The 25,805-nt window shown below is 61.5% G+C and carries 25 protein-coding genes and 1 pseudogene; 8 read left to right on the plus strand and 18 right to left on the minus strand.

Translation table 11 applies throughout. The features are described 5' to 3' along the window. Both OS035_RS10945 and OS035_RS10950 read left to right on the plus strand, forming a co-directional pair. Positions 1-229: hypothetical protein (locus tag OS035_RS10945; protein ID WP_331813673.1), on the plus strand; the 229-nt coding region annotated here is incomplete at its 5' end. After that, positions 213-3,515, plus strand: coding sequence for a cellobiose phosphorylase (locus OS035_RS10950; RefSeq protein WP_331813674.1), 3,303 nt, complete (start codon positions 213-215; stop codon positions 3,513-3,515). The genes OS035_RS10945 and OS035_RS10950, both read left to right, overlap by 17 nt. 4 nt (positions 3,516-3,519) lie before the next feature. Here OS035_RS10950 and OS035_RS10955 read toward each other — a convergent pair whose 3' ends face one another. The 6 genes from OS035_RS10955 to OS035_RS10980 form a co-directional block, all read right to left on the minus strand. Beyond that, positions 3,520-4,266, minus strand: a complete 747-nt coding sequence (locus OS035_RS10955) for a FadR/GntR family transcriptional regulator (RefSeq protein WP_131710792.1) — start codon at positions 4,264-4,266, stop codon at positions 3,520-3,522. Between the two features lie 178 nt (positions 4,267-4,444). Beyond that, the gene (gene kduD, locus OS035_RS10960) at positions 4,445-5,209 is read right to left on the minus strand and encodes a 2-dehydro-3-deoxy-D-gluconate 5-dehydrogenase KduD (RefSeq protein WP_331813675.1); all 765 of its coding nucleotides are present in this window, start codon (positions 5,207-5,209) and stop codon (positions 4,445-4,447) included. After that, a complete protein-coding gene (gene kduI / locus OS035_RS10965; protein WP_331813676.1) occupies positions 5,206-6,042 on the minus strand; it encodes a 5-dehydro-4-deoxy-D-glucuronate isomerase in 837 nt (278 codons plus the stop codon). Before kduI ends, kduD begins: the two co-directional genes overlap by 4 nt. Positions 6,043-6,165: 123 nt before the next feature. Then, entirely contained in the window at positions 6,166-6,471 is a 306-nt protein-coding gene (locus OS035_RS10970) for a hypothetical protein (protein WP_131710791.1), read from the minus strand. Positions 6,472-6,646: 175 nt separating this feature from the next. Further along, positions 6,647-6,793, minus strand: a complete 147-nt coding sequence (locus tag OS035_RS10975) for a DUF1127 domain-containing protein (protein ID WP_011428254.1) — start codon at positions 6,791-6,793, stop codon at positions 6,647-6,649. Between the two features lie 189 nt (positions 6,794-6,982). Further along, the gene (locus tag OS035_RS10980) at positions 6,983-7,963 is read right to left on the minus strand and encodes a 3'-5' exonuclease (protein ID WP_131710790.1); all 981 of its coding nucleotides are present in this window, start codon (positions 7,961-7,963) and stop codon (positions 6,983-6,985) included. Positions 7,964-8,078: 115 nt separating this feature from the next. Between OS035_RS10980 and OS035_RS10985 the strand changes: the two genes are divergently transcribed. Together OS035_RS10985 and OS035_RS10990 are read left to right on the plus strand one after the other, a co-directional pair. Next, positions 8,079-9,347, plus strand: a complete 1,269-nt coding sequence (locus OS035_RS10985; RefSeq protein WP_131710789.1) for a flavin monoamine oxidase family protein — start codon at positions 8,079-8,081, stop codon at positions 9,345-9,347. Positions 9,348-9,574: 227 nt separating this feature from the next. Next, complete coding sequence (locus OS035_RS10990) at positions 9,575-10,606, plus strand: aldo/keto reductase (protein ID WP_097629720.1); 1,032 nt, start codon at positions 9,575-9,577, stop codon at positions 10,604-10,606. A gap of 98 nt (positions 10,607-10,704) precedes the next feature. Here OS035_RS10990 and OS035_RS10995 read toward each other — a convergent pair whose 3' ends face one another. Next, entirely contained in the window at positions 10,705-12,489 is a 1,785-nt protein-coding gene (locus OS035_RS10995) for an APC family permease (protein ID WP_097629719.1), read from the minus strand. 252 nt (positions 12,490-12,741) lie between these two features. Here OS035_RS10995 and OS035_RS11000 point away from each other — a divergent pair, with 252 nt between their 5' ends. The 4 genes from OS035_RS11000 (at position 12,742) to OS035_RS11015 (ending at position 16,590) form a co-directional block, all read left to right on the plus strand. Continuing rightward, the gene (locus OS035_RS11000; protein ID WP_331813677.1) at positions 12,742-15,111 is read left to right on the plus strand and encodes a DUF1989 domain-containing protein; all 2,370 of its coding nucleotides are present in this window, start codon (positions 12,742-12,744) and stop codon (positions 15,109-15,111) included. A 294-nt stretch (positions 15,112-15,405) separates the two neighbouring features. Continuing rightward, a complete protein-coding gene (locus tag OS035_RS11005) occupies positions 15,406-15,615 on the plus strand; it encodes a cold-shock protein (RefSeq protein WP_003548109.1) in 210 nt (69 codons plus the stop codon). A gap of 225 nt (positions 15,616-15,840) precedes the next feature. Further along, the gene (locus OS035_RS11010; RefSeq protein ID WP_097629716.1) at positions 15,841-16,065 is read left to right on the plus strand and encodes a hypothetical protein; all 225 of its coding nucleotides are present in this window, start codon (positions 15,841-15,843) and stop codon (positions 16,063-16,065) included. 144 nt (positions 16,066-16,209) lie between these two features. Next, positions 16,210-16,590: a DUF6481 family protein gene (locus tag OS035_RS11015; RefSeq protein WP_097629715.1), complete on the plus strand. Its 381-nt coding sequence runs from the start codon at positions 16,210-16,212 to the stop codon at positions 16,588-16,590. Positions 16,591-16,631: 41 nt separating this feature from the next. Here the strand turns inward: OS035_RS11015 and minE are convergent, their stop codons facing one another. The 11 genes and pseudogenes from minE to OS035_RS11070 all read right to left on the minus strand — a co-directional run bounded on the left by minE (position 16,632) and on the right by OS035_RS11070 (position 25,796). After that, positions 16,632-16,892 (minus strand): cell division topological specificity factor MinE, encoded by a 261-nt coding sequence (minE, locus tag OS035_RS11020; RefSeq protein WP_097629714.1) that lies wholly within the window; start codon positions 16,890-16,892, stop codon positions 16,632-16,634. Then, positions 16,889-17,704, minus strand: a complete 816-nt coding sequence (gene minD, locus OS035_RS11025) for a septum site-determining protein MinD (RefSeq protein WP_003594851.1) — start codon at positions 17,702-17,704, stop codon at positions 16,889-16,891. The genes minE and minD overlap by 4 nt, the downstream gene beginning before the upstream one ends. A gap of 77 nt (positions 17,705-17,781) precedes the next feature. Continuing rightward, positions 17,782-18,504: a septum site-determining protein MinC gene (gene minC / locus OS035_RS11030; RefSeq protein WP_310805710.1), complete on the minus strand. Its 723-nt coding sequence runs from the start codon at positions 18,502-18,504 to the stop codon at positions 17,782-17,784. A 210-nt stretch (positions 18,505-18,714) separates the two neighbouring features. After that, positions 18,715-19,317, minus strand: coding sequence for a methyl-accepting chemotaxis protein (locus OS035_RS11035; protein ID WP_097629712.1), 603 nt, complete (start codon positions 19,315-19,317; stop codon positions 18,715-18,717). 126 nt (positions 19,318-19,443) lie between these two features. Beyond that, positions 19,444-20,781, minus strand: coding sequence for an NAD(P)-binding domain-containing protein (locus tag OS035_RS11040; protein ID WP_183778277.1), 1,338 nt, complete (start codon positions 20,779-20,781; stop codon positions 19,444-19,446). 50 nt (positions 20,782-20,831) lie between these two features. After that, complete coding sequence (locus tag OS035_RS11045; protein ID WP_018448675.1) at positions 20,832-21,872, minus strand: heme-dependent oxidative N-demethylase family protein; 1,041 nt, start codon at positions 21,870-21,872, stop codon at positions 20,832-20,834. A gap of 31 nt (positions 21,873-21,903) precedes the next feature. Continuing rightward, the gene (locus OS035_RS11050) at positions 21,904-22,869 is read right to left on the minus strand and encodes a PDR/VanB family oxidoreductase (RefSeq protein ID WP_183778279.1); all 966 of its coding nucleotides are present in this window, start codon (positions 22,867-22,869) and stop codon (positions 21,904-21,906) included. Continuing rightward, positions 22,866-23,471, minus strand: coding sequence for a dimethylamine monooxygenase subunit DmmA family protein (locus OS035_RS11055; protein ID WP_183778281.1), 606 nt, complete (start codon positions 23,469-23,471; stop codon positions 22,866-22,868). Before OS035_RS11055 ends, OS035_RS11050 begins: the two co-directional genes overlap by 4 nt. An 11-nt stretch (positions 23,472-23,482) precedes the next feature. Next, a complete protein-coding gene (locus tag OS035_RS11060; protein ID WP_097629708.1) occupies positions 23,483-24,616 on the minus strand; it encodes an aminomethyltransferase family protein in 1,134 nt (377 codons plus the stop codon). 114 nt (positions 24,617-24,730) lie between these two features. Then, positions 24,731-24,817 (minus strand): annotated as a pseudogene (purU, locus tag OS035_RS33560) (formyltetrahydrofolate deformylase); the annotation flags it as partial. 55 nt (positions 24,818-24,872) lie between these two features. Continuing rightward, entirely contained in the window at positions 24,873-25,796 is a 924-nt protein-coding gene (locus tag OS035_RS11070; RefSeq protein WP_246699254.1) for a helix-turn-helix domain-containing protein, read from the minus strand. Positions 25,797-25,805 lie beyond the last annotated feature (9 nt).

Here is a 25,805-nt window from a genome sequence, read left to right on the forward strand (position 1 = left end):
TCCCATCGGGGATCATAAGTGGAAAATTCCAGTTCCAAATGGCCTAAATTATTGGGGGCACGTCAACCGCCACCGAGATCGAACATCAATCCTCCTCGATCTGCTCGTTTGGTGCCGGTATACAGAGACAGTCGATCCGATCGCCGGTAAGATTTCTCTCAATCTTTTTGCGTCATCCTTCGATTCCTCTCTGATCAATCGACGAGATCTCAATGGCCCCGAACCTTGACCGCAACTTTCAAATGCCCCGACGCGACGATCTCGGCCTGTTTACGATCAGCAACGGCTCCGGCCTGTCGATATCGGCGCTGCCGAACGGCACGCTGTTTGCCATCGAATATGCCGACGACAAGGGCTCGGTGCAGATCAATCAGATCCAGGGTTCGCCGCTCATCGGCGGCATCGGCCGCCTTTATCTGCGCATCGGCGGCGCTCGGCCTGATGTCGTCGAGATTGTCGGCCCGCGTGCCAATGGCAGCTTCGGATACGATGCGACGAGCTTCTCTTGGAACGGCAGGACAGGCGATATCGGTTATGACGTCCGGCTCGAACTCCATCCCTCCGAAACGGCATGGTTCTGGCGCACCTCCCTCCGGCATCCGGAAAAGAAAACCCTGCCGGCGGATCTGGTGCTGATCCAGGATGTCGGCCTTGGTGATCGCGGCTTCCTGATGAACAGCGAAGCCTATGCCTCGCAATATGTCGATCATCATATCGCCGATCATCCGGCATTCGGGCCCGTGGTGATGAACCGGCAAAATCTCCAACAGGGTGGCGCCCGCAGTCCCTGGCTCGCCCAGGGCTGCCTCGACGGGACGGCGGCCTATGCCACGGATGCAATCCAGCTGGTGCAGGCGAAAGACCGCCTCGGCGATCGGCTGGTCGGCCCCTTCGGCGCCAGCCTGCCGAGCGAACGGCGGCAGCAGGAAACGGCCTGCCCGGCCATTCAATCGAAACCGCTCGCCATTTCCGCAAGCGGTGCTGGTGCGACGTTCTTTGCGGTGTTTGCCGCCGATCATCCCGAGGCGTCGAGCGATGCCGATCTTGCGCGGCTCGACGGGCTTGCAGCTGCGGAAAGAGTTGCCGCCGGTCTCGAAGAGGTGACGCCGGTCCGCAGCCTGTTGCAGGACGCGTCGCTGTTGGAGGTCGAAGCGCTCGACAAAAAGGCGATCGGCCGGCTCTATCCAGAGCGGAGCCTGGAAGAGCGCGCCGGCGGAAAGCTGCTGTCGTTCTTCACGCGGGACGGCGTCCTTAACCGCCACGTCGTGCTGCGCGAGAAAGAGCTTTTGGTGGCCCGCCGTCACGGCGCGATCGTCCGAAGCGGTGAGAATATGCTGCTCGACGATTCCACCCTTGCCGCCACCTGCTGGATGCAGGGCATTTTCGCCGCGCAGCTGACGATCGGCAATACCTCGTTCCACAAGCTCTTTTCTGTCTCCCGCGACCCCTATAACCTCACGCGCGCCAGCGGGCTGCGCATCATGGCGGATATCGGGGCGGGTTGGCAGTTGCTTGCGGTGCCGTCCGCATTCGAAATGGGGCTCAACGACTGCCGCTGGATCTACCAATGTTCGGAACGCACGATCACCGTTGCGGCGGTCGCCTCCGGCGAGGATGCGGCCATGCAATGGACCGTCTCCGTTGAGGGCAAGCCGTGCCGCTTCCTGGTGTTCGGTCATGTCGTCCTCGGCGAGCGCGAATATGACGCGGGCGGGCAGATCGCGGTCGATGCCGCACGCAAACGCATCGCCTTCCGGCCGGATCCGGCCTGGCTCTGGGGCGAGCGTTATCCCGATGCTGGCTATTGGCTGGTGAGTTCGACGCCAGATGCCATCGAGGAGATCGGCGGCGACGAACTGCTCTATACCGATGGCATTGCACGCCACGGCGCCTTCGTCGCTCTGCGCTCCCGGCCGACCCAGGCATTCTCGTTCGCGGTGGTCGGCTCGATGACGAATGCTGAACAAGCCGAGCGGCTGGCGCAGCGTTATGAGGCTGGCGTCACCGATGCAGCCATGCTCGCGCCGGCCTCGAAATTCTGGCGGAACGCCGTTCGTGGTTTGACGATCGATAGCCCTTCGCCGGACCTGGCCGCGCAGACGACGCTGCTGCCCTGGCTCGCGCATGACGCCATCGTGCATCTGAGCGTTCCGCACGGCCTCGAGCAATATACCGGTGCCGCCTGGGGCACACGCGACGCCTGTCAGGGGCCGATCGAATTCCTGCTCGCCTATGAGCATGACCGCGAAGCCAAGGAGGTGGTGAAAACGGTCTTCAGCGAGCAGTACCTTGAGAAGGGCGACTGGCCGCAATGGTTCATGCTGGAGCCCTATGCCAATATCCGGGCGGGCGACAGCCATGGCGACGTGATCGTCTGGCCGTTGAAGGCGCTCTGCGACTATATCGAAGCGACCGGCGATCTCGCCATTCTTGGCGAGAAGGTCTCCTGGCGCGACGAAAAGACCATGCAGAAGGCGCCGAAGGCCGACAGCATCGCGATCCATGTCGACAAGCTGCTCGATACCGTCCGCGGCCAGTTCATCCCGGGAACGCATCTGATCCGTTATGGCGAGGGGGACTGGAACGATTCCCTGCAGCCGGCCGATCCGCATCTGCGCGACTGGATGGTCAGCAGCTGGACCGTCGCCCTGCTTTACGAACAGATCGTCCGTTATTCCGCGATCCTGCGCCGACTCGGCCATGGGAAAAAGGCCAGAAATAACAAGGCAAAATCGCTGAGGAAAATCGCAACGGCGATGCGGCGGGATTTCAACCGCCATCTCGTGCGAGACGGTATCGTTGCCGGTTACGGCATTTTCGATCCCGCCCATGATGGGGTCGAATTGCTGCTGCACCCGAGCGACCGGCGCACCGGTCTCTCCTACTCGCTGATTGCGATGACGCAGGCGATGCTCGGCGGGCTGTTTTCGCCGGATCAGCGACACGATCATATGAAGCTGATCGAAGAGCATCTGCTCTTCCCAGACGGCGTGCGGCTGATGGAGAAGCCGGCGACCTATGCCGGCGGTCCTGAGACGCTGTTTCGCCGGGCGGAATCCTCGTCCTTCTTCGGCCGCGAGATCGGGCTGATGTATGTGCATGCGCATCTGCGCTATTGCGAGACGCTTGCTTTGGACGGCGAGGCGGATGAACTCTGGAAGGCGATTTCCGTCGTCAACCCTATCGCGGTCACCACGGCCCTGCCGCAGGCGTCGTTGCGCCAGCGCAATACCTATTTCAGCAGCAGCGACGCGGCCTTCCATGACCGCTATGAGGCGGCGGCGCAATGGGCGCGGGTCAAGGCCGGAAAGGTCGCGGTCGACGGCGGCTGGCGCATCTATTCGAGCGGCCCCGGGCTCTATGCCAGGAGCTTCGTCGAAAATATCCTCGGCTTCAAACGACGCTTCGGCCGGCGCAGACGCAAACCGTTGCTGCCCGAGGCTCACGCTTCCGTCGAGCTGCGGACGGATCACGCAGGCTGGCGGCGGCTGATGAAGGCGAATCCAAAGGTCTAATACTTCAAGAGGAAGTGCTGGCGTCGCGCAGTTCTTCGAAGCGGGCGGCGCTCTTCGACAGGTGAGTTCGAATAGCGCGGCGGGCGGCGGCTTCCTCGCCGTCGCGGATCGCCGCGAATATCGCATGGTGCTCCCGGCGCATGCGGGCCGCATGGCGCTTGCGCTCGGCCGCCGTCATCTTGTCCAAGCGCGCCCATTGCCGCGGCACCATGAGGTCGCCGAATGTATCGAAGAGGCGGCCGTAATAGGAGTTCTGCGTCGCGACCAGGATCGACCGGTGGAAGGCGTAATCCTCCTGCGCGCCGTATCCGCCCTCCTCCAGCGCCTTGTCGAGCGCATCGAGCCGAGCCTGCATACGGGCGAGATCTTCAGGCGTGCGCCGCAGCGCGGCAAGACCGGCGGCTTCGTATTCGACCCCCATGCGCAGCTCCAGCACGCGAAGGATCTCGTCGATCGACTGCAGGTCGTTGGGAATGATCGAGAAGGATCGCGGGTTGGGATCGTTCGAAACGAAAGCTCCAAGCCCCTGCCGCGTGGTGATCAGGCCCTTGGCGCGCAGCGTAGCGAGCGCCTCGCGGACGATCGTCCGGCTCACGCCGGTCGTCCTCATGATCGCCTGTTCGGTCGGCAGACGCTGGCCGGGCTTCAGATCGCCGGACTCGATCTGCGCCATCAACGTATCGGCAAGGCCGCTGCGCAGGTTCGACGGCTGGCGAATGGTGTTGAAGACCGCGTTGTCCCTGTCCGTCATTTGTGTCGAATCCTGCCCTCGATGCGGCTGCGCTGGCCTCATGTCCTTTTGCTAACGCATGCCGGCAGGAAAGGCAAAACGACCTCGATGACGGCAGCTCTATGCGACCGCGCCGCGCGTCTCTTCAGGCGCGCGGCGCTTAGTACTTTGAATTATGCAGTCATCGTTCTGGGACAGATCACCGCGCCAGCCAGCCGCCATCGACGGGCAGCACCGTTCCATGCACATAATCGGAGGCCGATGATGCCAGGAACACGGCAGCCCCTCCAAGTTCGGCAGGCGTTCCCCAGCGCCCGGCCGGAATGCGCGAAAGAATCGCGGCGTTGCGGTCGGCATCCTCGCGCAGCGCCGTCGTGTTGTTGGTGACGAAGTAACCGGGGGCGATGGCGTTGACGTTGACGCCCTTGCCGGCCCATTCGCAGGCAAGCAGCTTGGTCAGGCCGGCAAGGCCGCTTTTCGAGGCGGTATAGGACGGGATGCGGATGCCGCCCTGGAAGGAGAGCAGCGAGGCGATATTGATGATCTTGCCCCTGCCCTTCTCGACCATGTGGCGGCCGGCCGCCTGCGACAGGAAGAAGGCCGTCTTCAGGTTGACGTCGATTACCGCGTCCCAGTCTTCCTCGGTGAAGTCGAGCGCATCGGCGCGTCGGATGATGCCGGCATTGTTGACGAGGATGTCGAGGTCGCCGAAGGTCTGGATGGCCTCGGCGACGATACCCTTGACCGGTTCGATGGTGCCGAGATCGGCCTTGACGACATGAAAGCGGCTTCCCGCCTGCTTCACCAGCGCCTCGGTTTCCTCCATCGAGGATCGCCCGACCGCGACGATCGAGGCGCCGGCCTCGGCCAACGCTGCCGCGATGGCCTGGCCGATGCCGGTATTGGCGCCGGTGACGACGGCAGTCCTGCCTGTGAGGTCGAAGGGATTTGCCACGGCGCTCACCTCAGATCCGCAATAGCGATGTGATCCATGTCGGTGAAGCTCTTATTGTCGCCTGCCATTGCCCAGATGAAGCTGTAATTCTTGGTGCCGGCGCCGGAATGGATCGACCAGGGCGGCGAGATGACCGCCTGCTCGTTGGCGACCAGCATATGCCGGGTCTGCTGCGGCTCGCCCATGAAATGGAAAACGCGCTGCTCGGCTTCCAGATCGAAATAGAGATAGGCTTCCATGCGGCGGTCATGCGTATGGGCCGGCATGGTGTTCCAGACGCTTCCGGCTTCGATCATGGTGAAGCCGAGGGTGAGCTGGCAGGACTGGCAAACCTCGGGATGGATGAACTGGTAGATCGACCGCTTGTTGGCCGTCGCGGCGTCGCCGGGTGTCAGGTGGCGGGCCTTTTCGCGGGTGAGCAATACCGTCGGATGTGTCTGATGAGCCGGCGTCGAGACCAGATAGAAATTGGCCGGATTGGCGGCATCCACGCTCTCGAACCGCACGTCCTTGGCGCCCTTGCCGGCATAGAGGCAATCATATTTGGCAAGATCGTAGCTCGTGCCGTCGACGATGATGCGGCCGGCGCCGCCGATGTTCAGCGCGCCGAGTTCACGCTCGGCGAGAAAGGTTTCCTGGCCGATCGCCGTCGGCGCCGTCAGCGGCAATCCATCCGCCAGCGGTGTGGCGCCGCCGATGACCATGCGGTCGTAATGGGAATAAGTCAGCCGGATCTCGCCGCCCGCAAAGACGGTTTCCACCAGAAAGTGGCGCCGCAGCGTCTCGGTGTCGTAATTGCGCACGGCCTCGGGATGGGAGGCGTGCCTCACGTCGATCTGCATGTCAAAATTCCTTCAGTTTCGTTGTCGTCAAGCGTCGTGCTCCAGCGAAGCCGGATCCGTTCGGCGATCCGTTTCGCTCGGAAGTGAACCGAATGGTTACATAGTTGTACGACAAATTCGGAGTCAATATGTTTCTGCAGCACGCAGCCACAACCGGCGGCGATCTCGGAAATCACCAGCAAAATCAGGGATAAACAGGAAAGAGCCACCATCGCCCGATAACGGATGGCGAGCCGCGGTTTTCGGCGCTTTTGACCAAAAACGAAAAAGCCTGCCGCGGGAGGAGGTGCGGCAGGCTTTCGAAAAAAACCGAACGACAGCTGGGAGGAGGAGTGCTGCCGTTCCCGCAGACACCCTGGGAGGAGGATGGGGCGCCTGCATCTCGAAGGGATGCGGGAGGAGGTGCATCGCTTCGATAGAAATAATCATACTTATTTCTTGCTCAGTTGGTAGGCATTTCTTTGCAGGGCAGCTATGCGTTATGCGAAAAGCGGGCGGCTTGATCACGCGGTCCAGGCCCGACTGAAGCACAAAAGCAAAGCGCCCGCTTCTGAAGAAAGCAGGCGCCGGCCAAACTCTTAATAAATGCTCAGTCTACAGGCCGTTAGCGGGCGATGGCAGCGCGCGCGACGTTGCGGATGTCGCCGCGGCCGATGCCGAGGTCGTCCAGTTCGCGCGTGGACATACGGCCCAGTTCAGCGACCGTCTGACGGTACTTGCGCCAGTTATTGAAAGAGCGTGCTACGTTCATGATGATCCCCTTTCCGTGGGCTTTCGAAGCCTAGCTGCCAGTCCTTGGCGCTTCGTTCGCTTCGATGAGAGGTATATAGTACGAGCCCTTCGATAGTTGCAGCGCCAATGCATCACTGCACCTATGCGACATTTGCATGGGTCGGCATATTTGGGTGTATTTTCGATCAGGGTCCGAACCGCTTCGCGGTCAGAGTTTGAAGCGGTCGAAGGCCGTCAGCCGCACGACTGGCGGCTCCGCCTCTTTCCACCGGTAAATTTCCGAGCGCAGATAGGAAAGCTCGTCGTCGAGATCGTCTTCGCCGACTTCGATCCACCAGGACTTCAGCCGGCCGTCGCTGCCATCCGACCAGCGATAACCCCTCGCCTTCAGATGGTCCTTCATCTCGAACGGGCTGTGTTCGGCGAAGATGCGAATACGCGAGCGCTGGCTGGCGCGGTAAAGCTCGGCGAACGGGCTTTCACCGTCGCCCTGCTCCCGATCGAGGATTTCCAGCAGCGCGTGACAGTCGTCCACTGCGCGATGGCCGTCATGAAAATAACCGGCCTGGCCGACGAGATAGCCGAGCTTGGTGCCTTCGAAGCCGCGGGCGCTCCAGTCGATCTCCGACACCGAGCACGCCCAGGCCTTGCCGGCGAAAATCCTTGAGAAGGCCTCGCAGAACGGCCGGTCGAAACCGGCATTGTGGGCGATGATCAGATCGGCCGGCTCGATCAGGGCGCTCAACGGCCTTATATCGATGACCTGGCCTTCGACCATCGCATCGGTGATCCCCGTCAGCCGGGTAACCTCCGGCGGTATCGGCCGCGACGGCTGTTGCAGGCCGCCATAAATGCCGACGATATCGCCGATCGCGCCGTCATCGTCGAATGTGAAGGCGACGGCGCCGATTTCGATGATCTCGTCGTTGCGGTGGTTGAGACCTGTTGTTTCCGTATCGAGAATGACGCCAAGCCGCGAAAATTCCGGCCGTCTGACCGTTGCGATCGGCCGGGCTGTTAGTTTCCGCAGGACGCGGTAGTTGCCGCTTTCTTCAAGCGTACGCGCCATGTCCTCATCGGAACTGGCGGCCGGCTGCGACGTCGGCCGGCGCGAGGGAGCGCGCGCCCTGGCGACTGCCGGCGACGGCTTGGCAAACATGTCGAGTTGCGAATCTCTCTGCACGCTCATCGAACCTGTATGTCACGCAGACGCGGTTTAATCCATCGCGCGCGGCTCTATCCCCAGCCCTTGCCTTTCCTGGACATGCAAGCTTAGCTGAGCGCGAGCAGCCAAAGGAAAAGCCATGCCCGGTGACAATGGCACGAGTGTCGAACAGGACGTCGTCATCATCGGCGCCGGCGCCGGCGGCGTTGCCGCCGCCCGGCGTCTGCAGGCGATCCGTCCGGATCTGTCGATCCTGCTTCTGGAGGCCGGCGACCGTCTCGGCGGCAGGGCCTGGTCGGTCGGACTGCCGGGAGCATCCGACATCGCGCTCGATCTCGGCTGCGGCTGGCTGCACGGCGCGCGAACCAATGCCTGGACCGGTATTGCCGACGAGGTCGGATTGAGGGTCGACCGCACACCGGCGCCCTGGAACGGCGGCCGGCGGCTGCAGCGCGACGATGCGGTAACCCAGGCCGCGCAACAGGCGATCGGCGCCTATTTCGACCGGCTCGACAGTCATGAAGGCGATGACACAAATCTGGCCGCGATGCTCGAACCCGGCAATTCCTGGAACGGCCAGATCCGGGCGATCGGCACCTATATCACCGGCGCCGAGCTGGAACGCTCGTCGGTCGTCGACTACACGAGATACGACCCCGGCCCTGGCCCCGATTGGCGGGTGCGCGAGGGCTATGGAACATTGATCTCCCGTTACGGCAGGCCGGTGCCGGTAAGGCTTGGCGTCGAGGTCACGCGCATCGACCACCGCCATGCCCACCGTATCGACATGGAGACGAGCCAGGGTGGGCTCAGCGCCCGTGCGGTGCTGGTGACTGTTTCCACTAATGTCCTTGCCGCCGGCAAGATCGCCTTCGACCCTCCCTTGCCTGAGAAGATCGAGGCGGCGGCGCGCCTGCCGCTCGGGCTCGCCGACAAGCTCTTCCTCGGGCTTGCAACACCGGAGGCGCTGCCGGCCGATACCCATATGCTCGGCTCTATCAGCCGTGCTGCCACCGGCACCTATCAACTCCGGCCGCTCGGCGCTCCTGTCGTCGAGGCTTATTTTGCCGGCGACCTCGCCCATGATCTCGAGCGTGAGGGCAGCGAGGCCGCCTTTTCCTTCGCCGGGGATGAACTGGCGGCACAATTCGGCGCAGATATCCGCAAGCAATTGTCGGTGGCGGCGATCTCGGCCTGGGCCGCGGCACCCCATATCGGCGGCTCCTATTCCTATGCCGAGCCGGGCGCCTCCGATCTGCGCGGGGTCCTCGCAGCACCGCATGATGAACGGATCTTCTTTGCCGGCGAAGCCTGTTCGCGTTCGCGTTATTCGACGGCGCACGGCGCCTACGAGACCGGCGTTGCCGCAGCCGATTTGATCGCCGGTTCGTTTTCGACAAAAGCGTAAGCCGCAGTCCGCGACGGCCTGCGGGAATATCTTTTCCCACTTGTGGCACGGGCGGGATTGGTTATGCTGCCCTCGCCCCTGCGCCAGATTGAGCCCAGGGCGCCAGACGTCATCCGGCGGCACGCGGCCGCCTCAAGCTCGATATTGTCATTAGATTGCGGAAGCCCCGGCTTCTACCCAAGGCGATTTTGCGCGTCGGCTGCGGGCATCCGCATGAGGAGGAAGAAATGGATTATCGCAAGCTCGGTCCCAGCGGGACCGTCGTCACCGCCTATTGCCTGGGCACCATGACCTTCGGCGCGGAGGCCGACGAAGCGTCCTCGCACAAGCTGCTCGACGATTATTTCGCCTGGGGCGGCAATTTCATCGATACCGCCGATGTCTATAGTGCCGGCAAGTCGGAAGAGATCATCGGACGCTGGTTGAAGGCCCGACCGACCGAAGCCCGCCAGGCGCTCGTCGCCACTAAGGGCCGCTTTCCGATGGGCGACGGACCGAACGATATCGGCCTGTCTCGCCGGCATCTCGGCCAGGCGCTCGACGATTCTCTGCGCCGCCTCGGCCTCGAGCAGATCGATCTCTACCAGATGCATGCCTGGGACGCGCTGACGCCGATCGAGGAGACGCTGCGCTTCCTTGACGATGCGGTTTCCTCAGGCAAGATCGGCTATTACGGCTTTTCCAACTATGTCGGCTGGCATATCGCCAAGGCCTCGGAGATCGCCAAGGCGCGCGGTTATACGCGCCCGGTGACGCTGCAGCCGCAATATAACCTGCTGGTGCGCGACATCGAGCTTGAAATCGTCGCCGCCTGCCAGGACGCCGGCATGGGGCTGTTGCCCTGGTCGCCGCTTGGCGGCGGCTGGCTGACCGGCAAATACAAGCGCGACGAGATGCCGACCGGCGCCACCCGTCTCGGCGAAAATCCCAATCGTGGCGGCGAATCCTATGCGCCGCGCAATGCGATGGAACGAACCTGGGCGATCATCGCCGTTGTCGAGGAAATCGCTAAGGCGCACGGCGTCAGCATGGCGCAGGTGGCGCTCGCCTGGACGGCGGCACAGCCGGCAATCACCTCGGTGATCCTCGGCGCCCGCACGCCGGAGCAACTGGCCGACAATCTCGGCGCCATGAAGCTCAAGCTCTCCGATGATGACATGACGAGGCTCAACGAGGTCAGCGCCCCGCGGCCCTTCGACTATCCCTATGGCAAGGGCGGCATCAACCAGCGCCATCGCAAAATCGAAGGCGGCCGCTGAGCTTCGGTCCATAAGCAACAAGCTGTCTCAGATCTGCAGCCACCAACGCAAAAAGCCGCCATGTTTTTTCATGGCGGCTTTTCTGCTTGGGAGACGATTTAGGCCGGAAGCTGGAAGATCACGTTGGCGATCAGGACGATTGCCAGGCCGCCGGCGAGTGCCAGATAGGGCAGCATGCCGGCTTTCTTGACGCCGAGATCCTGGCCGACGAGGCCGAGATCCTCCATTGCGCCTGCCGGGAATTTGCCGCCGTCGCGCACATAGTGGCGATAGGCGAAGACCGGCAGGATCAAGGCGGCGAAGATGAAGCCGACCCAGAGTGCGTTGGAATAACCCCAGACCTTGGCGCCGGCGCCGAGGAACAGCGCGTTGACGAAGGCAAGCACGGTGTTGAGGCCGATCAGCCAGGTCGGCGCCTTCCATGGGCGTTCGATATGGCCGGAATCCATCCGGTGGATCCAGCCGGAATTGAGGTTCAGGAAGTTGAAGATGATGTAGCCGACATTCGAGACGGCGAGCACGAAGAAGTAACCGCCGGTATCCGAGGCGATGGCCAGCAGGAAGAGGTTGAAGGCGAAATCGGTCCACATCGCCCGTGTCGGCGCACCGTTTTCGTTGACGTGGTCGAGATATTTCGGCAGCCACCCGTCCTTCGAGCCCTGGTAGAGCGTGCGCGAGGAACCGGCCATCGCCGTCATGATGGCGAGGAAGAGCGCCATGATCATCAGCACGACGAGCAGCTGGGTGATCACCCGGCCGGCGCCGATCAGGCCGCCGAGCGCTTCGGCAACGCCGGTGCCGTCGACGATGCCGGGCGCGAGCATGCCCGCATGACCGAGAACGCCCTGGAAGGCGAAGGGCACGAGGAAGAAGAACAGGCAGCAGGCAAGGCCGGAATAGAAGATCGCCTTGAAAGTGTCGGTCTTCGGGTTTTTGAGTTCGCGGGTGTAGCAGACGGCGGTCTCGAAGCCGTAGGTCGACCAGGCGGCGATATAGAGGCCGCCGAGGAAGAGCGTCCAGCCGCCGTTGCTCCAGCTGCCGTCGGCGCCGGAATAGGCGGCCGTCGGCGGCACGAGGCCGGTGACGTTGGCGGCAAGGATATGGCCGCTGACGATCGGGTAGAGGCCGATGATGAGCAGCGGCACCAGCACGATGATCGCCAGCCACTTCTGCACGCTGGCGGTTTCGGAGATGCCACGATGCTGGATCGCGAAGATGATCAGCATCAGGATGCCGCCGATGAAGAAGGTGGCATTGACGTTGGCGGTGGCGAGGAAGGGAATGCTGAAGCTGACGAGCGACCAGCTGCGGATCCACGGCGTCAGCGCGGCGACGCCGTCGGTGCTCAGCAACGCCTTGACGGCGTCATCGGGCGTCGTGCCGGCATGGGCAGCAATATATTCGGCGACGCGGGGGCTATCGGCCGTGATGGACGCGGCATGCGCGGAGATCCAGTCGAGGACCATCTGCGAATCTGCCGCCGGAATTGGGAAGAATGCATTGAGAATATAACCGGCGGCGATGGCGCAGCCGAGCGACAGCACGGGCGACCAGGCAAACCAGTTGCACCAGACCGACAGCGGCGCGATGAACTTCGAATAACGCAGCCATGCGGTGGCGCCATAGACCGAGGCGCCGCCGGATTTGTTGGCGAACATGCCGGCGATTTCGGCGTAGGTGAAGGATTGCAGGAAACCCATCACCATCGAAATGATCCAGACGACGAAGGCGAGCTTGCCCGTCGTGCCTGCAATGCCGCCGATGGAGAAGAGAACGAGCGGTGGCACGCCCGCCGCCACCCAGAATGCGCCCTTCCAGTCGAGCGCGCGTACAAGCTTACCTTCGGTGCCGGATGGAATCCCGGCCTCCACAACGTCTGTCATCGGTGAAATTCCCCATTCGATTTGTTCCCGGACGTATCTTTGTACGTCTCCCTGAACGTGTCTCCCTGACAGTCTCAAGCCCGCCCGGATGATTTTGGCGATCCGTGTCCCGACGGATTCCCGAGTCTCGACCCTTTATGCATAGTGAAGATATTTTCTTTTTAGTCAACTCGACTTTACTTTCCCTCGCCATTTTGTAACCTGTATGGGTGGGCGCCGAGGGGCATCCCGATCCTCCCCAATGAGGGCAGAATGCGAGAACTTCATCCTGTTATGACGGGCCTGCGGCCCGCGGCTCCGAGCCTCGTGCGTTATCCCGGCATCCCTGCCCTGCCGGAGGGGACGGAACGCTACAGAGCAAAGGGCGGCGGATCGGTCGTCGTGCGTGTCGAGTCCGGAGATGGCGTCAGCGTTATCGACAGCGAGGGCGGACAGGTTTGCGAGATCTCCTTCCTCGATGAGAAAGGCCGTTTCCTGGCGGCAGGCCTCGGAACAACATTCAGCAATTCAGCCGACGGGTTAAAGGCCATTCTTCAAGAAGAGGATGAAAGTGCCGCCCGCACGCGCGCAGCGCTTGAGCGGCGCGGCGCCGATCTTGCGGCGGCTGGAGCGCTCAGCATTTTCGGGACGGGATCGAGCCCGGGCAACCGGGCTGAATTCACTGTTGCCATGAAGGGACTGCTGATCGTCGCAGCACCCGCCGGTGCGATGTCTCCGGAGGCGCAGGATACGGCGACGCCGATCGAGGTGAGGATCAAGCGCAGCCTGCTGATCCGCGATTATGCCTCCGCCCTGCCGGAACCGGCCGCCGACCCCATCGAGGATATCCGCATCCGGGCGGCGACCGCCGCAGCCTATTTCGTGCGTGCCGGCGAATTCATCCAGATCATTGATGTTTATGGACGCCAATGCACCGATTTCCAGGCTTTCGCCGCCCGCAAGGTCGACAAGGGCCTCGATCTCGCGCTGGATTCCACGGTGACCCGCACGCTGCTCAGCCGCAGCTATCCGATGCCCGGCCTGCCCTCCAAGGCCTTCGACCGCGACTTTGAGCCGCTGGTTGAGATCGTCCAGGATACGGTCGGGCGCCACGATGCCTTCGCGACCGCCTGCAATTCGCGCTATTACGATGACATGGGGTATCCCGGCCACGTCAACTGCACGGACAATTTCAACGCGGTGCTGGCGCCTTACGGCATTGCCGGCCGCAAGGGCTGGGAAGCGCTGAATTATTTCTACAACACCAATATCGACCACAACAACCAGCTCTACCTCGACGAGCCCTGGTCGCGCCCAGGCGATTACGTGCTGATGCGGGCGCTGACTGATCTCGTCTGCGTCTCTTCGTCCTGCCCCGACGATATCGACGCGGCGAACGGCTGGGACCCGACGGATATCCACGTCCGCACTTTTTCCGGAAAAGAGAAATTCTCACGAGCGGTGGCCTATCGCATGACCCCAGATGCCGACGCCGAATTGACGCGCGAAACCGCCTTCCATCCCCGTCTCTCCGCCTTGACGCGGGACTATGCTGAATATCGCGGCTACTGGCTGCCGAACCGCTTTTCCGCCGAAGGGCCGGTCGAGGAGTATTGGGCCTGCCGTGAGCGCGCCGCCGTCATCGACCTCTCGCCCTTGCGGAAGTTCGAGGTGACGGGGCCGGATGCAGAGGAGCTCTTGCAGTACTGCCTGACGCGCGACGTGCGCAAACTGTCGACCGGCCAGGTCGTCTATTCCGCCATGTGCTATGAAAACGGCGGCATGATCGATGACGGCACGCTTTTCCGGCTCGGCGATAAGAATTTCCGCTGGATCGGCGGCGATGATTTCAGCGGCGTATGGCTGCGTCAGCAGGCCGAGAAAAAGGGCTTCAAGGCCTGGGTCCGCTCGTCGACCGATCAGATGCACAATATTGCCCTGCAGGGCCCGAAGAGCCGCGATATCCTGGAGGACATGATCTGGACGGCGCCGCGCCAACCGACGATCGGCGAACTCGAATGGTTCCGCTTCACCGTCGGCCGCATCGGCGGTTTCGAGGGCGCCCCGGTCGTCGTCTCGCGCACGGGTTATACAGGCGAGCTCGGCTACGAAATCTTCTGTCATCCGAAGGATGCGCTGACGGTGTTCGACGCCGTCTGGGAAGCAGGGCAGCCGCACGGGTTGAAGCCGATGGGCTTGGAGGCGCTCGACATGGTCCGCATCGAGGCGGGCCTGATTTTTGCCCATCACGAATTCACCGACCAGACGGACCCGTTCGAGGCCGGCATCGGCTTCACCGTGCCGCTGAAATCCAAGCAGGATGATTTCATCGGCCGCGAAGCGCTGATCCGGCGCAAGGAGCATCCGCGCCATCTGCTCGTCGGCCTCGACATTAAGGCCAACGAGGCCGTCGGCCATGGCGATTGCATCCATATCGGTCGGGCCCAGATAGGCGTCGTCACCAGCGCCACCCGCTCGCCGATCCTAGGCAAGACGATCGCGCTCGCCCGCATCGACGTGATGCATGCAAACCCCGGCACCGAGGTCGAAATCGGCAAGCTCGACGGTCACCAGAAGCGCCTGCCGGCGACGATCGTGCCGTTGTCGCATTATGATCCGCAGAAGACGCGCCCGCGCTCGTAACGCATGCATTGGTGACGCCGATCCGTTCCGGGCCTTGCCGATGACGCGTCACGCACCGGCGACAATGTAAAGCGGCGGCGATGCAACCTTATAGAGAATATAGAGTTTCAAAAAACTGAAAGTTGACAAATTCGGGTTGAGTGATTATATCGGCATTGTCGATATTGCTTGTTTGACTTTTGTTATCGCACGCCGACAACGTGCCCTGGACGAACTTCCCTCTTCAAAATCGAGATTATCATCCGTCGTGCATTCCGCACGTGCGGCCTGTCAATTGCTATGAAAGGGTTTGTTATGACCACTGGCACAGTTAAATGGTTCAATTCCACCAAGGGCTTCGGCTTCATCCAGCCTGATGACGGCGGCGCTGACGCCTTCGTTCACATCTCTGCCGTCGAGCGCGCCGGCATGCGTGAAATCGTCGAAGGCCAGAAGATCGGCTACGAGCTTGAGCGCGATAACAAGTCGGGCAAAATGTCCGCTTGCAATCTTCAAGCTGCCTGAAATTGATATCGGCTTTCCTTTGACCACGGATGTACTGGCACTGTTGAAAGCGTGATACCGGCGAGGTCAGGCACATTGCCTGGCCTTTTTGCTGCGCTCGGGCGGGCCACTGCACCATTCCTTAAATCGGAATCGATCTAAGGAATTATGCAGCAAGTCAAAGTGTTCCAGCGTCCTTTGCACGTCTTGAGACGGGCGGCGCTGTCACGAAAATCCAGGACTGATATGACAGACACACACAGCAAATCGCGCCAGCGGGCGGAGATCGCCTTTGGAAACGTACAGTCGCAATTCCTGGCGCGCAGCCGCGCGGTCGAAGAGATCGATCAGACCGTGCGCGCCCGCGAGGAAAAGACCTTGAGATTGCGCGAAGCCCGTGAGGCCAAGGAATTGCAGGATCGCTTGATGGCGGCCGCCGGCACAGCGGTGAAGCGAAAAAAGAAAAAGTGATTCAAGATCTAGATGATTTCAAGCCGGATTGGCATAATAGCATTCGGATCCCAATCGAATACATAGAGCATAGGGTCATGCGAAAGCCGCACAGTTTTCGGCAATCATGCTCTAACGTCGCAGCCAAACAGTCAGGTAACAGAATTGAAAAACGCCAGAAACAATGAGCTTTCCGATCGTCGCAGCGCCGCTGCCGAAGCAAAGGCCGCTCTCCTCAATGCGTATCGTGACGCCAAGGATAAGGCTGAGCCGACTCGGCTGGCAAAGCAAGCGGAGCGTCAGGCCGTCGCTGCCGCCAGGGAAGAACGCCGCGCCGAGCGCGAACGGGTAAAGCGTGAGGAACTGGAGCAGGCGAAAGCCGCGGAAGCAGAACGCCAAGCCGCCGCGGAGGCTGCAGCACGCGCCGACGCCGACGCGCGCGAAGCAGCTGACAAGGACCGGATCGCTCGCGTCATTGCCGACGAAGCCGCCCGGAAGGCCGCACGCGACCTGCGTTACGCCAATCGGAAAGCCAGAAAGTCGTGACTGTCAGCGCTGCCTGTCGTCACAACAGGCAGCGCCCTCTTTCAAGCGGCCTGCACGGCTGCGTTCAGGGGGATTTCGACATCGATCTCGAGCGTCGAGACGAATTCGTTGCGATCGATCGTCACCTGCACCTTGTCATGATCGAGTTCGACATGCTTGGCGATCACCGCAAGGATTTCTTCGCGCAGCAGCGTGACCAGGTCCGACCCGGCCGAGGAACGTTCGTGGGCAAGAAGCACCTGCAGGCGTTCGCGAGCGGCCGGGGCGGTTCTCTGCTTGTTGAAAAGACGGAAAATACTCATGCCGCCCTCCGTCCGAAGATTTTGCCGAAAATGTTGCGCTTTTCCTCAGGGATCGCCATCGGCACCAACTCGCCGGCGAGCCGGCGGGCGGCATCGAAATAGGCCATCGCAGCCGGGCTGCGGCTTTCTGCCAGCGTGACCGGCGCACCGATATTGGAGGCGCGCAGGACGTCCATGCTTTCAGGCACGATGCCGAGCAGCGGGATGGACAGGATTTCCAGCACGTCATCCACCTTGAGCATGTCGCCGCGCTCGGCGCGGTTGGCGTCGTAACGGGTGAGAAGCAGGTGCTTTTCCATCCGCTCGCCGCGTTCGGCCTTGGCGGTCTTGGCATCGAGCAGGCCGATGATGCGATCGGAATCGCGCACCGACGAGACTTCGGGATTGGTGACGACCACGGCAACATCGGCATGGCGCATGGCAAGCGTTGCGCCGCGCTCGATCCCGGCCGGGCTGTCGCAGATGATCCAGTCGAAATAGCGCTTCAGGTCGTTGATGACCCGTTCCACGCCCTCGGCCGTGAGATTGTCCTTGTCGCGCGTCTGCGAGGCCGGCAGCAGGAACAGCGTCTCCAGCCGCTTGTCGCGGATCAGCGCCTGGGTGAGCTTGGCGTCGCCCTGGATGACATTGATCAGGTCGTAGACGACCCGGCGCTCGGCGCCCATGACCAGGTCGAGATTGCGCAAGCCGACGTCGAAATCGACGACGACGACTTTTTCATTGCGTTGCGCCAGCGCCGCTCCCAATGCGGCGGTCGAGGTCGTCTTTCCGACCCCGCCCTTCCCTGACGTGACGACGATCACTTTCCCCATGTCTCTCTCCTTTGCCGCAGTAATTCGAAGTGTCTCAGCATCCTTCACGCGTTTCTCAAAGCCGCGCGGCGCTGTCGTCAGGTCATTTTTTCCGCCATGATCGCATCTTCTTCGAGCCAGAGCTGAACAGCCTGTCCACGAAGATTGGCGGCCATGTCTTCCGCCATTTTGTAAACGCCGTCGATTGCGACCAGCTCGGCTTCCAGCTTGCGGCAAAAGATCCGCGCCGATGCGTTGCCGATGGACCCCGCCATGGCGCGGCCACGTAGCGCCCCATAGATATGGATCGACCCGCCGGCTATGACCTCGGCGCCGGAGGCGACCGATCCGATGACCGTGACGTCGCCTTCCGGGAAGATCACCGATTGCCCGGAGCGCACCGGCTCCCTGATGACGATCGATTGCGTCGTTGCCGGGCGGATCGCGGCGACTTCAGGTTTCACCGGCGAACCGGCAGGCTCATTGGCCTGAACCTCGATGTCTGAAGCGGAGCGGCCGCCTTTGAGCGCCGGCGGCATGCCCGCGCCGAGAATGGAAGGCCGTGCGCCCTCGATGCCCATGATGCTGACATTGCGCTTGGCCAGTTCGGCAATCAGCTCTTTCAGCTGCGGCCGGTCGATTTGCAGGTCCGTCAGATCGAGCACGACAGGCCGTCCGAGGAAGAAGCCGGCCGAACGCGCGGCCAGATCGTCGAGCCTCGCCAACCAATCATCGAAAGGAAGGTCCGGAGACAACATGACGGCCAGAAAGGAGCGGCCCTTGATGCGGATAGAGCGAGCGTCTGTTAGCACTTTGGTCATCTATGTGAAGAAATCGTTGACCATATCTACCGCTGCTATGGTTAACAAAAAGTTAACGCGGCCTTAATATTAGCGGCAATGACAAGCGTTTTTTCAACCGCGAAATTGAAGCAAGTCATTGAAAATACGTGGTCATATTTGATATGGCCGCACGGTTAACAACTGCGTTTTCGACCTGAGCCGTAAATATTTCCTTGCTAGCGGAAACGCTCAGCCTTCGGCCTTGCGTTGCGCCTCGGAAATGGCGCGCGCGGCCTCTTCGGAGGAGTTGGCAAGCATGCGCATCTCGGCGGCAAGCACGGCAAAGCCCGATCCGGCGGTGCCGGCGCGGGCTGCTTCGATGCCGGCATTGACGGCAAGCAGCTTCAGGTAGCGCAGCGATTGCAGGATCTCGTTGGTCTTCGAAGCGGTGACGCGCATGTCGGCGGTCCGCTCGTCGATTCGCTGATAGAGCGATTCGATGTTGATGATGCTGCCTTCGAGGTAGAGAAGCTCGCCCTTCGGGTCCCATATGCCGCCGCCGGTCTCCGTCACCCAGATCAGATGGCCCATCGCATGGCGGATGCGGTATTCCATCGTCCAGTCCGCGCGCTTCTCCAGCGCCCGGCCGACGATTTCGTCCATCAAGGGAACGTCTTCCTCGTACATGATCGAGGTGAAGGTCCGCGCACGGTTGCCGATGATGTCGTCGGCGGGGTAGCCGAAAATGCGCTCGATGCCGTTGGTCATCTCAAGCATCGTATAGTTTTCATCGGCACGGCAGCGATAGAGAAAACCGCTCATGCGTCCGAGGATGCTCGTTTGAAAATCCATGAGGGCCACGTTCGAAGAGAAGAGTTGCGGATGGATTTATGTCGGCTCGTTTAAAAAGGCGCCGGCCATACTATGCCGGACGAAAATGTACGAACACCTTCGTCCGGCCAAGCACTCGCCGTCCGATCAGTTGCGCAGATATTCCTCCTTGGAATCGTCTAGCGCCTCGACCCAGGGCGTGTGGTGCGTCGGCGACATGTTGCCGGTCATCAGCGATCGATAGGCGTGGTCGCGGAAGCCCATGATATTGTCCGCCTTGTGGTGTTCCCACTCCATGAAGGTCCGGTTGGTGCCTTCGATGTCGAAGGAGGGATAATCGGTCTCGGCAAGCAGTTCCTTCACATAGTCGCCCTGATACCAGATCATCTGCTCGGCATCCTCAAGCGTCTCTTCGCGGGCCCGCCACATGTCGAAATTGGCCTTCAGCTCCTCTTCCGGCGGCAGGGTGATGCGGCCCATCATCACGTCGCGTGCCCACCAGGCCTGTACGTCGAACATGTTGAAGGTATAGAATTGGTCCTGCATGCCGATATAGAAGAGCTGCGGGTTCTTATCGAAGATCACCCCCTTGTAGAGGCTGTCGGCCCAGAGGCGGTTGGCGGTCTTCAGCCGGAGATCGTCGGGCAGGAAGGGGAAATGGTGCTGGTAGCCGGTGCAGAGGATCAGCGCGTCGACCTCCTTGCTCGATCCGTCGAGGAAATACGCCGTGCGGTTTTCAAGCCGGGTCAGCAGCGGCCGTTCCTCGAAATTCTCAGGCCATTTGAAGCCCATCGGCTTCGAGCGGTAGCTCGTCGTCACCGACTTTGCGCCGTATTTCCAGCATTGCGAGCCGATGTCTTCGGCCGAATAGCTGCGGCCGACGATGAGGATATCCTTGCCCTTGAACTCCAGCGCGTCGCGGAAATCATGGGCATGCAGGACGCGGCCGTTGAAGGTCTTCACGCCCTCGAAATAGGGCACGTTCGGCGTCGAGAAGTGGCCTGATGCCACGACGACATAGTCGAATTCCTCGTCATACATCCGGTCCTCGACGCGGTTATGCGCCGTCACCGTGAATTTCTCCGTCTGATCGTCGAAGCGAACCATGCGCACCGGCGTGCTGAAGCGCACCCAATGGCGGACATTGGCCTTTTCGACGCGGCCCTTGATATAATCCCAGAGCACGGCGCGCGGCGGATAGGAAGCGATCGGCTTGCCGAAATGCTCCTCGAAGGAATAATCGGCGAATTCGAGGCATTCCTTCGGGCCGTTCGACCAGAGATAACGATACATGCTGCCATGCACCGGCTCGCCATATTCGTCGAGCCCGGTGCGCCAGGTATAGTTCCAGAGCCCGCCCCAGTCCGACTGCTTTTCGAAGCAGACGATCTCCGGGATCTCGGCGCCCTTCTGGGCAGCCGATTGAAAGGCGCGCAGCTGCGCCAGCCCGGAAGGACCGGCACCGATGACGGCTACTCTTGTCATGAAGCATTCCCCTCTTGATTATATCGTTTTATCTCGCACATCGCTGCGCCTCAGTCCGGATAGATGCCGGGGCTGGTCGGCGCCCCGTCGTCATATTTGGAAAGCCAGTCGATCGTCGTCTCGCGGAAGCGGGTGAGGCCCTTGTAGTCGATGAGCTCGGGCGGCAGCGTCTTCAGCACGCGCGGAAAGCGGCGCGCCCATTTCGGCACGGTGACGAGCTCTTCCATGTTCATCAGGTAGCAGCGGATGACGAAGAGGATGGCGTTCGAGCGCGGCAGGCGCCAGAGGCTTTGCAGCTCGACGCGAAGATGCACCTTCTCGCCGACATTCTCCGGCGTCACCGTCGTGCGGTCCGGACCCCATTTGTGATAATTCTCCGGGCTGGTGTCGAGCCGCGGATTGATCGTCATCGTCCAGTTGAAGCGTCGTGTCGGCTTGCCCTGCTGCAGGTTCAGCAGGAATTTCAGCGCACGGTCGAAGACGCCGATCTGGTGGGCGAGCGGCACCGGCCCGTGCCATTCCATGAAGTTCATGCCGATATCGAAATCGAGCGACCAGTCGGCCTGCGTCGTCACCATGCCGGCGTCCATCCAGAGATTGCTGTCGCGCTGGTCGACGATGCAGAAGTCGCCCTGGGCCTGGCGGGTGATATATTCGAAGGGCTCATAGGGCAGCGTCGAGGCATCGCCGAAGGTGAAGCTGTCGTCGATGCCGAGCGGGCGGTTGATCCAGCGCCACTGGTCGCCGTTGCGGATCAGCGTGAAATGATCGGGATACCCTGCCGCCTGCTCTTCCATCAGCAATTCGAGCGTGTCCCACTGCGCGCTCATCATATGAGGCAGCGCCTGGTAGCGCAGCGGATCTTCCTTCAGGACCAGGGCCCGGTCGTGCATCTCGGCGACATAATGCTCGTCGACGTCGATCAGGCTTTCGTAGACGGTTCCCGCCCGGCCGTGCACATGCGGCTCCATGTTGACCGAATACATGTATTCGTCGCGGTCGAAGGGAAACGGGAAACGCCGGATGTTTTCGGGGCTGTTCCGGTAGCTGAAATCGTTCCGGAAGGTTTCCTGCTTGAAGACGATTGCCATGTCCGGTCTCCTTGTTCCGCTTCCGATGCCGCTAAAGATCAAGATGCAGCGTGTTTCCCTCGAAGCGGGAAACGCAGATCATCACCTTGCGGCCGGATGCTTTTTCTTCGCTCGTCAAATAGACGTCATGGTGCAGCAGCTTGCCGTCGCAAGTGACGACCCCGGTCTCGCATTGACCGCAGGCGCCGCCGCGACAGAGGAAGGGCGCGTCGACGCCCGCCGCCTCGATCGCCTCCAGCATGCTTTCGTGATGGCCGACCTTCACGGTCTTGCCGGACCGCAGGAGCTCGATCGCGAAAGGCTTGCCGGGCAGTGACGACAGGAACCGTTCCGAATGCAGGTTCTGTTCCGGCCAGCCGGCGTTGAGGCCGGTTTTCAGCACGCCGTCGATCATGCCGGACGGGCCGCAGACATAAAGATGCGTGCCGAGCGGCTGGGTGCCCAGCAGGCGCGTCAGGGGGATGGCGTCGCCTTCGGCGTCGCAATAGATCTTGATCCGATGTCCGCCATAGCGCTCGACAAGTTGCTGCCAATAGGCGCCGCGGTCGCGCGTGCGGATGGCATAATGCAGCTCGAAATTGGCGCCCTCGCGGGAAAACTGCTCCATCATCGCGATGAAGGGGGTGATGCCGATGCCGCCGGCGATCAGAAGGTGCTTGCGCCCGCGCCAGTCAGGCTGGAACAGGTTGACGGGATAGCTGACCTTCAGCTCGTCGCCTTCGCTGAGCTTCTCATGCATGAAGGTGGAGCCGCCGCGCGAATCCTCGACATGCAGCACGCTGATCTCATAGGCTGCGCAATCATGCGGCGGCGACATCAGCGAATAGGCGTTGCGGCGCATATGGCCGCCATCGTTCATCAAAACGATGACGTGCGCGCCGCCGGAGAAATAAGGCATCAGCTTGCCGTCAAGGCGCTCGAAACGGAAGCGCTTGACGCGCTCGGCGATCGGCGTGATCCGCGTCACGCGGACAGGAATTTCAGTGCCACCGCTCAAAGGAACAACTCCTCCGGATCAGGCGCGCTGCCCGGTTCTTCCGCATCGATATTGACGCCCTGGAAGGCGGCGAGCCGACGCGAATAATGGTCGCGCACCAGAAGCGGCAGCCCGCAATGGCTGCAGGCAAAGGGGCTGGTGGTGACGTCGTCGGTAATGCCCTTGCAATGGACGCATTGCACACGCCGGGCCAGCGAACCGCGATGCTCGGTGATGACGGACGCATGGTCCATGCCGTAGTCGAGGCCGACAAGCATCGCCTGGCCGATGAAACCTTCCGTGCCCGAGATATAGAGCCGCGTGCCCATATGAGCGGTGGCGAGCGAACCCTTCAGCCGGAAGAGCAGTGTGGCGATCGTCGGCGCCGTGAAGAACATGTCGGCGCCGAGGCGGCGCAGCGCCTCGTCGAGGCCGGACCCTTGAGAGCCGCGGGCGACATAGAGGATTTCGCTGCGGGCAAGCGCCGTTTCGTCAAGCGCCGGCTGCTGATCGAGGAGAGCCTTGGCGCCCTCCCCTTCGAGCGCGAAAATGTGCCGCCGGGCGCGCGGCTGGATGGTCAGGCCCGAGTATACTGGTCGGCTCTTGATGCCTGCAACGAGCATTCGCGTGCTCCTTAACCTACGGCGGTCCTCTTCTTCTTCTCCGGATCGTCGAAGGGGAGCGTATGGGCGGTGGCGCCTGCCATCACGGTCTTGCCGCGGACTTCGAGTTTCGTCCCATGCACTGCCTTGTCAACGTCCAGACGAGCAATCGCCATGGATTTCTGCGTCAGCGACGAATAGCTCGGGCAGGTAATGACGCCGACCTTTTTGCCGTCGGCAAAGACTTCGTCGCCGAGATCGGCCGGTCCGTCGGCATCGATCAGCATGCCAAAGATCTTGAAGCGTTCCTTGCCCTTCAGGCGAGCATGTTCCTCGGCGCCACGGAAGCCCGTCTTGCCGGGGCTGACGGTAAAGTCGAGGCCGAGTTCCCAGAGGCTGTCGCCGGGCGGCTGATCGGCGAAGGGATACATCTGCGAATTGTCATAGGGATAGAAGAGCAGGTAGCTTTCCACCCGCAGCATGTCGAGAACGGAGAAGCAGCAGGGAATGATGCCCATCTCCTTGCCTTCTTCGACGATCCGGTCCCAGACCATGACCGCGTCCTGGCCGCGCACGAAGATCTCGTAGCCGCGCTCGCCGGTATAACCGGTGCGCGAGATCATCACCGGCGCGCCGAACAGCGTCGTCTGCATGTGGTGGAAATATTTGAGATCGCGGATGCCAGGCACATATTTGGCAAGATAGTCGACCGCGATCGGACCCTGCAGCGACAGATCGTGCAGGTCGTCGTCGAAGAGCACGGCGCAATTGCGGCCCGCTGCCTGCTTGACGACCTCTTCATGCCCGGAGCCGGAGCCATGCACCAGCATCCAGGAATTCGGGCCGGTGCGATAGACGATGCAGTCGTCGGTGAAGTGGCCGCGGTCGTTGAGCATGGTCGCATAGACCGAGCGGCCGGGATAAATCTTCGTCAGGTCGCGGGTGGTGATGGCGTCGAGCACGGCGATGGCGTGCGGGCCGACCAGATGCACCTTTTTCAGGCCCGAGACATCCATGATGCCGGCCTTGGTGCGGACGGCGACATGCTCTTCCGACATGTCCTTGTCGTAGGTCCAGGCGGTTCCCATACCGCTCCAGTCCTCGAGCTTCGATCCCAGAGCGCGGTGCCGATCCGCCAAGACGGAGAAACGCCATGATAATGCCATTACCGTTCCCTCTTATTTCCTCTACGGAATATTTATTTCTTGACTATATAAGTCTTTCGCGCCGTGGCAAGCCCGTCCGACATGCATTTCCCCAAAACTTCTGTAGCCGCCGGGATCGGCGGTGACGTAATGCGCGGTTGCCCCGATCAGCTTGACGCCGCGGCCGTAGGCCTGCTTGTAAGGGTTGGCGCTCGAAGCTGAGAGCATTCCCGGACTTCTACGCCACATGGAGAAACTCAGGTCAGCTGGCTTCAGATTAGGTTTTCCGCCTGCGGGTTTCCCGCGGACTTTCACCGTAGACCGACCCGTATAGTGCAGAAAAGCGGCCGGGGTGGACGAAACCCCATTTCAGGCAGATATCCCTGATGCTCTGCAGGTTCGACCGATCCAGAAGGTCTTTTCTGGCGGCGCGTAGTCTTAGGGTTCTCAGGTAGCTGCCCGGTGTCGCGCCTTTGAAAGTCCGGAAGCCGGTTTCCAAGGAGCGAACCGAGACGTTGGCGGATCGAGCGATCATCCCGATCGTGATCGGCGCAGCAATATTTGCGTGCATGAAATCGATTGCCCGGCGAACGTGCCGTGGAGCGGGTGTAAACGCAGCCTGTTCCAGTCGCTGAGCGTAGCGATGCGGCACCAGTCTGATCAGTAAATCAGCGAGAGCCTGGGTGAGGTTGGCCATGGCTATCGGCGAATGAAGCAAGATACCGTCGCCGAGCATGCCGGAGATTATCGTCTCGACAAGGTTCTTGACGAGATATCCTGAGGGGGTCGATCCCTCAACGAGGGGTGACAGGTCCAGCGATCCGACAAGGGGGGCTTCGAACAGCTGCCCGAACGTCTGGCAAATCTGACCCCAATCCAGGAAGAGTTTCTGCGACCGATGCAGCGTCCCCCGCACCAGGAAGCGATCCGCCTCGCGACTTTGGCCAAGCAGTATCTGGCCCGGTGACGCTGTTATCGTGGTTTGCCGTCGCGTCATGCCGGAGAGACCTTCGCGCGGCACGTGAATGGTAAGCCATTCCGGTGTCTCTGCGGTTGCCCAGAGGTTCCACTCCCCGTTGCATTCCAGATCGGCAACCGTCACCGCACCCTGAGATCGTGCATCGGCGGACCAACGAAAGCCACCAACCCGATGATCAGGCGATGCGTCGAAGTGGGCTGGTCCGAGGAAGGTCTCCTGCATTCCGTCGAA

The organism is Rhizobium sp. 268, assembly GCF_036571585.1.
Taxonomy (GTDB): Bacteria; Pseudomonadota; Alphaproteobacteria; order Rhizobiales; family Rhizobiaceae; genus Rhizobium; species Rhizobium redzepovicii.

Excerpts from the sequence above, each read along its gene's own strand:
- OS035_RS10950 (WP_331813674.1), top strand. The coding sequence starts at position 213 with ATGGCCCCGAACCTTGACCGCAACTTTCAAATGCCCCGACGCGACGAT.
- OS035_RS10955 (WP_131710792.1), bottom strand. The coding sequence starts at position 4,266 with ATGACGGACAGGGACAACGCGGTCTTCAACACCATTCGCCAGCCGTCG.
- kduI (WP_331813676.1), bottom strand. The coding sequence starts at position 6,042 with ATGCAGATCGACGTGAGGCACGCCTCCCATCCCGAGGCCGTGCGCAAT.
- OS035_RS10970 (WP_131710791.1), bottom strand. The coding sequence starts at position 6,471 with ATGATTATTTCTATCGAAGCGATGCACCTCCTCCCGCATCCCTTCGAG.
- OS035_RS10975 (WP_011428254.1), bottom strand. The coding sequence starts at position 6,793 with ATGAACGTAGCACGCTCTTTCAATAACTGGCGCAAGTACCGTCAGACG.
- OS035_RS10980 (WP_131710790.1), bottom strand. The coding sequence starts at position 7,963 with ATGAGCGTGCAGAGAGATTCGCAACTCGACATGTTTGCCAAGCCGTCG.
- OS035_RS10985 (WP_131710789.1), top strand. The coding sequence starts at position 8,079 with ATGCCCGGTGACAATGGCACGAGTGTCGAACAGGACGTCGTCATCATC.
- OS035_RS10990 (WP_097629720.1), top strand. The coding sequence starts at position 9,575 with ATGGATTATCGCAAGCTCGGTCCCAGCGGGACCGTCGTCACCGCCTAT.
- OS035_RS10995 (WP_097629719.1), bottom strand. The coding sequence starts at position 12,489 with ATGACAGACGTTGTGGAGGCCGGGATTCCATCCGGCACCGAAGGTAAG.
- OS035_RS11000 (WP_331813677.1), top strand. The coding sequence starts at position 12,742 with ATGCGAGAACTTCATCCTGTTATGACGGGCCTGCGGCCCGCGGCTCCG.
- OS035_RS11005 (WP_003548109.1), top strand. The coding sequence starts at position 15,406 with ATGACCACTGGCACAGTTAAATGGTTCAATTCCACCAAGGGCTTCGGC.
- OS035_RS11010 (WP_097629716.1), top strand. The coding sequence starts at position 15,841 with ATGACAGACACACACAGCAAATCGCGCCAGCGGGCGGAGATCGCCTTT.
- minE (WP_097629714.1), bottom strand. The coding sequence starts at position 16,892 with ATGAGTATTTTCCGTCTTTTCAACAAGCAGAGAACCGCCCCGGCCGCT.
- minD (WP_003594851.1), bottom strand. The coding sequence starts at position 17,704 with ATGGGGAAAGTGATCGTCGTCACGTCAGGGAAGGGCGGGGTCGGAAAG.
- minC (WP_310805710.1), bottom strand. The coding sequence starts at position 18,504 with ATGACCAAAGTGCTAACAGACGCTCGCTCTATCCGCATCAAGGGCCGC.
- OS035_RS11035 (WP_097629712.1), bottom strand. The coding sequence starts at position 19,317 with ATGGATTTTCAAACGAGCATCCTCGGACGCATGAGCGGTTTTCTCTAT.
- OS035_RS11040 (WP_183778277.1), bottom strand. The coding sequence starts at position 20,781 with ATGACAAGAGTAGCCGTCATCGGTGCCGGTCCTTCCGGGCTGGCGCAG.
- OS035_RS11045 (WP_018448675.1), bottom strand. The coding sequence starts at position 21,872 with ATGGCAATCGTCTTCAAGCAGGAAACCTTCCGGAACGATTTCAGCTAC.
- OS035_RS11055 (WP_183778281.1), bottom strand. The coding sequence starts at position 23,471 with ATGCTCGTTGCAGGCATCAAGAGCCGACCAGTATACTCGGGCCTGACC.
- OS035_RS11060 (WP_097629708.1), bottom strand. The coding sequence starts at position 24,616 with ATGGCATTATCATGGCGTTTCTCCGTCTTGGCGGATCGGCACCGCGCT.
- OS035_RS11070 (WP_246699254.1), bottom strand. The coding sequence starts at position 25,796 with ATGCAGGAGACCTTCCTCGGACCAGCCCACTTCGACGCATCGCCTGAT.